Genomic DNA, 2,570 nt, shown 5'->3' with positions numbered 1-2,570 from the left:
CGCGCCGGGCGGCGCGCTCCACATCGTGCTCGTCAACCGTCTTCGAGACCTCGATCGCCACGCAGGCCACCTCTCCCGTCTCCTTGTCCTTGCCGGCGGCCAATATGTCCGCATCCCCGAGATCGTCGCCCTCCTCTTCGCTCAGGCGCCCGGACTCGAGTGCGACGTCGATGAGAGCGGTTGCCAGATCGCCTTCCACGCCTTTGGCTTTCCGCACCTTGCTCCGCAGGTAGTTGCCAATTTTTTTCCTCGTATCCCACTCCATGCTCTTGCCGGTCCAATGGTCGACTTCCCGCTCGATGCCGCGCAGCCTCTTCTCCGTCGCCTCCAGGAAGGACTGGAGCGTGGCTTCCAAGCTGTCCAACCGTCTCTCGGTCGTCTCTTTGAACTCCTCCATGGAATGCCGGAACTCCTCCATGGAATGCCGGAACTCCTCCATGGAATGCCGGAACTCCTCCATGGAATGCTGGAATGCCTGGGTCGATTCGATGAAGGAGCGGAGCGTGGCTTCGGTCCGCTGCTGGCTTTCCGCCAGAGAGCGCACCGTGGCCGGAAGATCCAGAAGCTCCTCAGTGAGGAGCTCGCGGCGCAACTCTTCCTTCCACTCCGGATGTTCCCGGAGTGCGGCCAGGATGTCGGCGGTGGAGCGGATCGGAACGCTCATGGAGAGAGTGTAGCTTTCGCGATTCCCAAGGGCAACGGTCGGCGTGGCCTCCAATTCTTTCCGGGAAGCAATTGGCAGTTGGGCTCCCGTGGACTCCGCGGACAAAGGCTTTTTGCCCTCCTGCCAGGCAGTCGGGCGGAAGGCTCGAAGCGAATTCTCCTTCCCCAAAGGCAGTGGGTGAGTGGCAGGAGGGATGCCGAAGAACGGGATCGCAACCAAAAGAAGAGTCGCCTTTGCCATTGGTTTCCCTTCGAATAGTCGGCGGGATCGCAAGGGAATATGGAGCTTGCTCCTTCCAGGAATCGGTCGCTTCCGTGGAGAGTTTTCCTCTGGGGTCGCCCATTGCTTCCCTTGGAGCCTCCTGGGGGCAGGGCTCGTCCGATCGATTCGCAAGGAAAGCAGGGTGCGAAGACGGCGGCCGGAGGGTGTCGGTTCCTCCTCCTCTTGGCCCTATTCTTGTCGGTGGTTGCTGCGGAAGCGCAGGAGGCCCCCGCGGCGGGCCAGGAAAAGCGGCCCGCAGGGATGGCTCCGGACGCCTCGCTCGAGCCGGAGGATTTACTCGACTTCGACCGGCAGCCGACACCGGTTCAGGAGCTGATCCGCCAAGCGCTTCTCTTGACGAAGGAGGATCTCACCTACCAGTATGGCTCCGCCGATCCGACGACCGGAGGCATCGACTGCTCCGGCTTTGTCTATTACGTGCTGCGCCTCTGCGGTCTTCGAGACGTGCCGCGGACTGCCAGCGGCCAATATGTCTGGGTCCGGAAGGCCGGGCTCTTCCGTGCCGTCTTGAGTCGGGATCCCAAGAGCTTCGAGCTCGAGGAGCTTCGCCCGGGGGATCTGCTCTTTTGGGAGGGGACCTATGCTACCGCCAACGATCCGCCCATTACCCACTCGATGATCTATCTCGGCCGGGAAAAGGCGACGGGGGAGCGGGTGATGGTGGGAGCGAGCGACGGAAGGACCTACCATGGGAAGCAGCGATGGGGGGCGAGCGTCTTCGACTTCCAGCCACGCTTTCCGGGAAGGAGCTCGAATCCCGGAAGCAGCCGCTTCGTCGGTTACGGGAAAATTCCGGGGCTGGAGCGGAAGGAGTCTCCTTCGCCATGAGCCGGGTATGGGTTGCTTGCCTTTAGTAATACATATGTATATTCTTTCGCCGTGCTTCCTCCTCCCCTGATCGAGATCGGCAACCGATTCGGCCTTCTCGGACTCCCGCAAACCCCTCGCCGGAAGAGACTCTCCTTCCTGCCGGAGAGCCCCGATCCCCGGCTGCGGCGAGGAGTCCTCTCCCATGCCCTCACCGAGGTGGTGGCTCCCGGGCCGGGAAGCGGGCTCTTGCTTTCGGCCGCTCTCCGCTTCTGCCTCCCGAAGGGAATGCCCATGGCGCTGGTCGACGGCGCCGATTCGTTCGACCCGAAGAGCGCCTTGGCCGGTCCCTCACCCTCCCTCCTCTGGGTTCGCTGCCGCCTCCTCCGGGAGATCCTCTTTGCGGCCGACCTGTTGCTGCGGGACGGGAACTTCCCCTGGGTTTGGATCGACCTCTGCCGCCTTCCGCTCCGCGGGCTCGGCCGGATTCCCCCGACCACCTGGCACCGCTTCCAACGCTTGAGCGAAAAGAGGGGGACGGCGACCATTCTCGTCACTCCCTCTGCCCTGGTTCCCGCGGCGCGGGAGCGCTACCGGATCGATTTCCCCCTTTCCCGAGACTGCCTAGAGGAGCCGAGGCAAGCCCTCTGGCAGAAGCTTCGGTGGATTCCCTTGCGCCTTTCGGGCCTCGGCGATCCGGAAGCGCCGCCTGCGGCGACCGCCGGATAGAAGGGAAAGAAAACGCGATGTTTGCCGCCCTTTTCCTCCCTCGATTTGGCCTCCAGGCTGCTCTCCGCCTCTCCCCAGAGCTCGGGGA

General features: G+C 63.4%; 2 protein-coding genes and 1 pseudogene. 2 read left to right on the top strand and 1 reads right to left on the bottom strand.

The window, feature by feature from the left end; translation table 11 throughout:
* Positions 1–664 (bottom strand): annotated as a pseudogene (locus FN369_RS07390) (hypothetical protein); the annotation flags it as partial.
* 351 nt (positions 665–1,015) lie between these two features.
* On the opposite strand from FN369_RS07390, the gene FN369_RS07385 reads away from it, so the two are divergent.
* Positions 1,016–1,774 carry a C40 family peptidase gene (locus FN369_RS07385; RefSeq protein ID WP_246189610.1) on the top strand — a complete coding sequence of 253 codons (759 nt, stop codon included), beginning with the start codon at positions 1,016–1,018 and terminating at the stop codon, positions 1,772–1,774.
* 51 nt (positions 1,775–1,825) lie between these two features.
* Positions 1,826–2,482 carry a hypothetical protein gene (locus FN369_RS07380; protein WP_142525536.1) on the top strand — a complete coding sequence of 219 codons (657 nt, stop codon included), beginning with the start codon at positions 1,826–1,828 and terminating at the stop codon, positions 2,480–2,482.
* Positions 2,483–2,570: the final 88 nt, after the last annotated feature.

Origin of the sequence: Methylacidimicrobium cyclopophantes (genome assembly GCF_902143385.2) — a bacterium.
Classification (GTDB): Bacteria; Verrucomicrobiota; Verrucomicrobiia; order Methylacidiphilales; family Methylacidiphilaceae; genus Methylacidimicrobium; species Methylacidimicrobium cyclopophantes.
This window is presented reverse-complemented; position numbering and strand designations above follow the sequence as displayed.